This is a genomic window from Bacteroides rodentium JCM 16496, from assembly GCF_000614125.1.
Taxonomy (GTDB): domain Bacteria; phylum Bacteroidota; class Bacteroidia; order Bacteroidales; family Bacteroidaceae; genus Bacteroides; species Bacteroides rodentium.
In genome coordinates, this window is the sequence record NZ_BAKJ01000081.1 from 1 (window position 1) to 7,644 (window position 7,644).

The 7,644-nt window shown below is 53.2% G+C and carries 5 protein-coding genes and 1 pseudogene; 1 reads left to right on the forward strand and 5 read right to left on the reverse strand.

Translation table 11 applies throughout. The features are described 5' to 3' along the window. The coding region (locus tag JCM16496_RS22805; RefSeq protein WP_159102483.1) for a fimbrillin family protein at positions 1-801 on the forward strand (801 nt) is incomplete at its 5' end. A 47-nt stretch (positions 802-848) separates the two neighbouring features. On the opposite strand, the pseudogene JCM16496_RS19890 reads toward JCM16496_RS22805, so the two are convergent. The 5 genes and pseudogenes from JCM16496_RS19890 to JCM16496_RS19910 all read right to left on the reverse strand — a co-directional run bounded on the left by JCM16496_RS19890 (position 849) and on the right by JCM16496_RS19910 (position 7,504). Then, positions 849-1,141: pseudogene (locus tag JCM16496_RS19890) on the reverse strand (PG0541 family transporter-associated protein). Between the two features lie 33 nt (positions 1,142-1,174). Next, the gene (locus JCM16496_RS19895) at positions 1,175-4,339 is read right to left on the reverse strand and encodes an efflux RND transporter permease subunit (RefSeq protein WP_025836298.1); all 3,165 of its coding nucleotides are present in this window, start codon (positions 4,337-4,339) and stop codon (positions 1,175-1,177) included. A 57-nt stretch (positions 4,340-4,396) separates the two neighbouring features. After that, positions 4,397-5,413 (reverse strand): efflux RND transporter periplasmic adaptor subunit, encoded by a 1,017-nt coding sequence (locus tag JCM16496_RS19900; RefSeq protein ID WP_025836299.1) that lies wholly within the window; start codon positions 5,411-5,413, stop codon positions 4,397-4,399. A 37-nt stretch (positions 5,414-5,450) separates the two neighbouring features. Next, the gene (locus JCM16496_RS19905; RefSeq protein ID WP_025836300.1) at positions 5,451-6,809 is read right to left on the reverse strand and encodes a TolC family protein; all 1,359 of its coding nucleotides are present in this window, start codon (positions 6,807-6,809) and stop codon (positions 5,451-5,453) included. A gap of 20 nt (positions 6,810-6,829) precedes the next feature. Then, positions 6,830-7,504, reverse strand: a complete 675-nt coding sequence (locus JCM16496_RS19910; protein ID WP_025836301.1) for a TetR/AcrR family transcriptional regulator — start codon at positions 7,502-7,504, stop codon at positions 6,830-6,832. Positions 7,505-7,644 lie beyond the last annotated feature (140 nt).

Genomic DNA, 7,644 nt, shown 5'->3' on the forward strand with positions numbered 1-7,644 from the left:
CTGGCAGGCATCATGCTGGCAGCCTGCAACAACCAGGACGAGCCAACCGCAAACAACGGCTCACTGGAAGGGACACCCATCCGGGTGACCACACAAGTGATGGAAGCGGAGACCCGTGCGGAAATGGAGACCGATGACCTGAAGGAATTCTACTTCCGGGTGACGGACGAAGGGGGAACCACCACGGATTATGACTACTTCACGAAGATGACCAAGGGAGAGGACGGCAATTGGACTGCCGAGACCTCGGAAATAGCTTGGAAGACGGCGAATGCACAAGTGAGCGCTGTGGCACAGAAGACGGCAAGCGGCTGGGAGGCATGGACGAAAGATGCCTATGACAGCGGCAAAGAGGTGAGCGTACTCACCGACCAAAGCAGTAGCACCACCGGTACAGACGGCTACCCCAGCGACGAGAACGTAAAGGCCAGCGACCTGCTCTACATGCCTGCCACGGTGATAGACCCGAGCCATCCTACCGAGGGACAAATCAGCAACGACGGCAAAGTGGTGGTGAACATGAAGCATGCCTTTGCCAAGCTGGACATTACCGTAAACATCGGTACGGCGCAGGGAGGCGGCGAGGCGACCAACCCCATCACTGCCCTCACCGTGGGCGGCACCAAGCTGAAGGCAACTTTCAAGCCGGCAGATGCCACGCCGCTGACGGTAACCGAAGGAAGCAGCAACCCGACAGTAACCATCACGGCACGGAGCTTTCACCCGCAAACTTTCTTTCTGATTATTCTTCAGACGCAGACAACGCAGATTACACGGATGAAATATGAAAGATCCGCGTAATCTGCGTTGTTTTGTGTCATGTTCCTCCCCCCCAGACGGGAGGCAGGTCAAATGGTCTGCTCCACGTTCCACACAAAGGCACGGAGCCCGAGCTGTTCGGTCTCCGCATCCATCTTGTGGAGCGCGTCGAGCAGCGGGGCCACCTTTGCGTCATCCACACCGTGATGATGGCAGAACACATGCTGGGCCACGCGTGGCTGCCATAATGCGGGTCACCGGTCTTGCTGCCGCGCCCTTGCAACTGCTCCCAATAGCTGAAGCCACGACAGTTCTGGCGGTCGAGCAGCGCCATGATGCGTTCGAAGAACGCCTGGTCGAATGTAATGAATACTGATTTCACGTTATATAATGATTAATGATTAATCCCTAATCCCTATCTACGTTTTGTCATCTTGTCCTTATGGCTCTGGTAGTACTCGTTCAGTTCGCGGTCTTTCTTTATCTTGCGACGCGCGCGCTTGATGCCGGTGCCGGCAAACGAGCAGTAGAGCACGGGGACGAGAATCAGTGTCAGGATGGTGGACACCGTCAAACCGCCAATTACGGCAACGCCCAGCGGACGCCACATCTCGGCACCCTCGCCCTGCCCCACGGCCATCGGCACCATGCCGAGGATGGTGGTCAGCGTGGTCATCAGCACCGGACGCAGACGGCTGCGGCCTGCCGTGACCACGGAGTGGAGCACCGCCTGGCCGCGCTCGCGGCAAAGGGTGATGTAGTCGATGAGCACGATACCGTTCTTCACCACGATACCTATCAGCATGATGCCGCCCAGAAGGGACATCACGTTGAGGTTGGTGCCCGTAAAGAACAGCGCCATCAGCACACCGCTGAACGCAAACGGGATGGAGAACATGATGATGAACGGATAGGTGAGTGACTCGAACTGCGCCGCCATCACGATGAACACCAGGATGATGATGAGCACGGCCAGCGTGCCCAGGTCGGAGAACGAATCTTGCTGGTCCTCGTACGAACCGGATATCTGTATGGACACACCGCTCGGGAGGTCCATCTTCTCGATGATGGCATTACCCGCCGCCACCACGTCGCCCAGCGGCGTGCCGGAGATGACGGCAGACACCGTGACGATGCGCTCACGGTCCTTACGCTCGATGGTGGGAGGCGCCGAACGCTCTACCACACGACCGAGGTCTTTCACGCGGATGCCCTCGCCGGCGGGAGTATAGATAAGGATGTTCTCCAGGTCTTCAATCTTGGTGCGGAACTCGGGGGCGTAGCGCACACGGATGTCGTACTCGTCGCCGTCCTCGCGGTAGTAAGATGCCAAGGCACCGTTCACGCGGTTGCGCAGGTAACCCGATGCCGTAGAGAGGTTCAAGCCATGCAGGGCCAACTTCTCGCGGTCGAAGTCCACCTGGTATTCCGGCTGATAGTCCTGGCGGCTGATGTTCACCTCGCTCACGCCCTTCACTTGGAGGAGTTTTTCTTTCAGCTCGGCAGACACGCGGTCGGTATTGGTGAAGTCGTAGCCATACACCTCGAAGTCGGCACTGGCCTGGGCACTCATGCCCCCGGTACTGCCGCCGAGGATTACCTGCGCCTTGTCCAGCTCGGGATAGGCCTTGAGGTCCTCGCGCATCTCGTCGCAGACAGCCTCCAGCGTCACGTTGCGGTCACCCGGGCTCACCAGGCTGATGTTGAAGCTGATGATGTGGCTACCGTTGTCCTGCATGGAAGCGAAAGTATTGTCGGAGTCGGCCTGCCCCACGGTATAGTTGCACACCTTCATCACCTTGCCGTAGCGCTGCATCCACTTGTCCGTCAGTTCCGAAGCCAGCGCCTGCGCACGTTCCACACGGGCGCCGATGGGCAGCTGCAGCTTCACGCCGATGCGGCTGTTGTCCGCCGCGGGGAAGAACTCCGTACCGATGTACTTGGCACAGAGCAGGCTCACCGCAAAGAACGCGGCACAGCCGGCAATCACCGTCACACGATGGCGCACAGCCCAGTTCAGGCGGTTCTGATACCATACGTCCAGTGCGTCGAGCCCGCGCTGAATCGGTTTATAGAGAGCGATGAACCACTTGCTCTGCTTCTTCTGCAGACGCAGCATCTGCGAGCACATCATCGGGGTGAACGACAGGGCCGAAATGGTGGAGACGGTCATGATGACGCACATCATCCATCCCAGCTGGCGGAACAGCACGCCGGACATGCCGCTTACCATCGTCAGCGGAAAGAATACGGCAATCATGGTCAGCGTGGAGGCAATGACGGAGATGGCCACCTCGTTCGTGGCATGCACCGCCGCCTGCTTGGGCTCGGACCCCCGCTCGATGTGGGTGGTGACGTTCTCGAGCACCACAATGGCGTCGTCCACCACATTACCGATGGCAATGGAGAGACAAGAGAGCGAGATGATATTCAGCGAACCGCCGTCGATGATGCCCAGATAGATGAACGAGGCAACCAGTGACATCGGTATGGTGATGCAGATGATGACCGTGGCACGCCAGCGCCCCAGGAAGACAAACACCACCAGGATAACGAACAGCATGGCATAGATGATGGTCTCCTCCAAACTGTCAATCGTATTCAGGATATTATCGGACGTGTTGACAATGATACCCAGCTTCACGTCACTCGGCAGCGACTTCTGCAACTGCGGCAGCATGTCGATTACCTTTTGCGAAATAGCTACGGAGTTTGCACCAGACTGCTTCTGCACCACAATCATGGCACCCTGCACGCCGTTGCTGTAGGTCTTCTGCGCACGCTCTTCCACGGAGTCCACCACTTTTGCCACATCGCGCAGATAGACGGAAGCACCGTTGTGCGTACCTACCACGATGTTCTCCATCTCCTTGGGGTCCTTAAACTCACCTTCCACACGCAGTGAATAGGTGTTGCTGCCCACGTCGAACGTACCGCCCGGTGTGTTCCGGTTTTCGGCACTGATAATGGAGCTGATGGTTTCTACAGAAAGGTTGTAGGCATCCAGCTTATTGGGGTCGCAATATACATTGACCTCACGCTTGGGGGCACCCGAAATGGACACCGTACCCACACCGGGCACACGTGCCAAGGGATTCGCCACGTTGTCATCCAATATTTTGTAAAGAGCCGGCTGGCTCTCTTCTGCCTGCACGGAGAGCAGCAGAATGGGAATCATGTCCGTACTGAACTTGAAGATGATGGGAGTCTCGACCTCATCGGGCAGCATGGAGCTCACCATGTCCAGCTTGTCGCGCACGTCGTTCGTCAGCACGTCTATGTCATACCCATACTCGAACTCCAGCGTAATCACGGAAATATTCTCCGACGAACGGGATGTGATATGCTTCAGGTTGCTGACCGAATTCAGCACGTTCTCCAACGGACGGGTCACGTTGTTCTCAATGTCCGAGGCACTGGCACCCTGATAGGTAGTCATCACCATAATGGTGTTGGTCTCGATGTCCGGATAAAGGTCTACCGGCAACTTCGACAGAGAGAACAGACCAAATATCGCCACTGCCAGGAAGCAGAGCGAGGTCATAATCGGTTTCTTAACCGCTCCTTCGTATAAACTCATTTCTTTAATTGATAATTGATAGTTGATAATTGATAATTAAGAATTCTCCATTCTTAATTATTTTTCTATCTCGACTTCCACACCATCGGCTAACTTGGATTGTCCGGCTATGACGACTTGAGAGTTATTGTCTACACCGGAAATCAACTCATACTCCGTATCCATACGACGGCCAAGCTCTACCTTATTATAAGACACCTTGCCGTCCTTGTAGACATAGACATAACGGTCTCCACTGCCGGCACGCTTCACAATGGCGAGGTCGGGAACAACCACGTGGTCCTGTGTTCCAAAGTTCAACGTGGCGCGGGCAAACATTCCCGGACGTACGCGCTGGTCACGGTTGACAAGCTGTATCTCTACCGGGAAGGTACGGGTAGCCGGGTCGATAGTGGGATAAACAAGGCTGATTTTGCCTTCGAACTCCTCGTCACCATAAACATCCACCTTCACGGATACGGGAGCGCCCTTCTGCACTTTGGTGAAGTAGCCTTCGGAAACATTGATGAGCAACTTCACCGGGGTGATTTGCTCCACCACCAGCACGGGAGTGCCACCGCCATACATATCTCCGTTATCGTAATTGCGGGCTGTCACCACCCCGTTGATGGGACTGAGCAGCGAGGTGTTCTCCAAGAGGTTCTTATAGGAAGTCTCGCGGATGTCGAGATTCATCTTGGCGGCATCCCACTCCGACTTGGAGGCACCGCCTACCTTATACAACTCGTCAACACGCTTGAACTCTATCCGTTGGTTGTCCAGCTGATATTTTATCTGCTTCAAATTGGCGGCATCCATACTGACCAGCTTCTGGCCCTTCGACACGCGGTCGCCCACCTCCACAAAGATGCGGTCTATGCGCACCGGAGAAGAGGGAGCAATGTTGTTCTTCACTTCGGCCTCCACCGTAGCGGTGTATTCCTGAATCTGTTCCACGGGGCGCGACGACACTCCGGCCAGCTTCACCCTCGGCTTCTCGTCCACTTTCTCAGCAGCAGCTTTATCACTGCCTCCGCTACATGCCCCCAGCATGGCAACTACCAGCAGGGCCATCCATTGAAAACCTTTTTTCATATCGTTATCTTTATTTCTATTCTTCATTCTTTGTTCTTCATTCTTCGTTCTCTGCAATATAATCCTTTCCCAGCACTTGGTCAAGGTCGGCCTTCGCTACCAGATAATCATAGATGGACTGGTTGTAGGTCAGTTCGGCCTCCGTAAGCTGCACTTGCGAAGTGTTCAGTTCCAACACCGTACCTTTGCCTACCTCATAGCGTTTGCCGGCAATCTGCACAGCTTTCTGTGCCTGCATCACATTCTCGCGGTTGCTGACAACCTGCTCGGAACTGGCAGCCATATTGTTCTGGTAGCTGGTAATCTGCATGTTCAGCTTGCGCTCCGTGTCCAGACGGTTCTGCTCCAACTGGCGTATCTGAATACGGTTGGACTTGAGCTTGGTGAAATTGCTTGCCTTATACAAAGGAATACTCAGCGTAAACATCAGTGCGGAACTTCCGCTCCAATTATAATCGAGGATGTTCCAGTTCTCGTTGTAGAGTGACTGGTACTGGTAAGAATAGTTCATACCCAAAGTAGGCATGAAGTTGGTACGGAGTGACTTGATGTTCTGATTGAGCATCTTCCGGTTCAAGTCCAACTGCTTCATTGTCGTGTTATTGTCCAGATTGGCAGCAGGCCGGCTCAGCTCGTTGGCAAACAGGTCCGTCTCGTAGTTCACCAGGTTATCGTCAATCTCTATATCCACATCGGCCGTAACGCCCATCAGCACCTTCAGCTGCAACTTGGACAACGTCACGGCATTGCCCGCCGAAATCACATTCGGCTTAATGCTGCGCATCTGCACCTCGGCGCTGATTTTATCGAACTCGCTGACGGCACCCTGCTGATACTTGGCATTGACAATGTTGTAGTTGTCTTCCGCCAGCTTATAGCTCTTCTGCAACACATTGTAGGAGTCTTGCGTCAGCATCAGCTGATAGTAACCCTTAGTCACCTGGTTCACCAAATCCAGCTTAGAAGCCCGTGACTTTTCCACAGCCAGTTCAATGTCTGTCTTTGTCATCGACATGGCCTTATATACGCTGGGAGCGAATATGGGTAAACTGATATTCAACACCCCGCTTACCGTATTCGAATTGTCCATACCCATCTTGAACGACTGTCCGCCAAGATTCATCTGTGCCGCACTGATGGTATGATTCCACGTACCGTCAATGCTTGCCTGCGGAAGCAAGTTCTGCCAGGTTTCCTTGTGAGTCACTTTCTTCAAAGCAATCTCTTCCTCTGCCACCTTTATGGTAGGATTGTCGCTCAAGGCAATCTCCAAGGCTCGGTCAAGGGTCAGGACTAAGGTGTCTTTTGCCTCCTGTGCCCGCACGGAAACGCCGACAAGCACCAGGACGACCGTCAGCAACCATGCTCCATCGACCCGAATTCTCTGCATCTTCATAAATTTGTTATAGCTTGATTTTAATTGTTTTCTTGTCTTTCTGCAATCTCATTCCTAACCTGCTTCTTGCGGTAATCAAGAATGAAAGATTCCAGCCCTTCTGCCCCCTTCTCCGTAGAGATGCCGCGCAGAAAAGTAAACATGATGGATTCGTAGACTTCTATAAAGGAATGCTTCTTGCAGATGTCAGTATTCATCAGCAAGTCCAACTGTCCGCGTACCAACTGATTGACAATGGCAAAATTGACATCGGTACGGAAGAGTCCCTGCTTCACTCCTTCCTTAAAGAAATTGATGGTGTCTTCGGAACTGCGGTTATTGTCATTCTTCATCAATTCGTAGGCCTTGGGATATTTCTTGATATCCTCAAAGAACTTCTTGTTGGTGGCATGAAACTTCTCTATACTGCGAAGATAGCATTTCAGCAACACTTCAAGCACATTGTCCGAACTGGCCAACACCTCGCTGATAAAAGCGTCTGCCTCACGCTGCCCCTTCAGTATACACTCTTCCAGCAACGTCTCCTTATCCGGAAAGACCTCATAGAGAGTACGTTTGAAGATGCCTAAAGAAGTGGCAATGTCATCCATCGTAATCCCTTTGATACCATGTACGGAAAACGAATCGACCGCAGTCGCTATAATTCGTTCCCTTAACTCCGACCGCACTGAAGCGTGTTTCGTATGTTCTCCCATCTTTGTTCCTTCTATTTAAACTTAAAAACAGCCATCCGCTGTTCATTATCGGAATAAAACGGGACAAATATAGGAAGAAAACTCAATTCGCCAATTGAGTTTTCTTTTTTTGTTCGATAGATTAATATTTATTGAAGAGT

Bases quoted from the DNA above. Each gene is read 5' to 3' on its own strand.
- JCM16496_RS19895 (WP_025836298.1), bottom strand. From the start codon at position 4,339: ATGAGTTTATACGAAGGAGCGGTTAAGAAACCGATTATGACCTCGCTC.
- JCM16496_RS19910 (WP_025836301.1), bottom strand. From the start codon at position 7,504: ATGGGAGAACATACGAAACACGCTTCAGTGCGGTCGGAGTTAAGGGAA.
- JCM16496_RS19900 (WP_025836299.1), bottom strand. From the start codon at position 5,413: ATGAAAAAAGGTTTTCAATGGATGGCCCTGCTGGTAGTTGCCATGCTG.
- JCM16496_RS19905 (WP_025836300.1), bottom strand. From the start codon at position 6,809: ATGAAGATGCAGAGAATTCGGGTCGATGGAGCATGGTTGCTGACGGTC.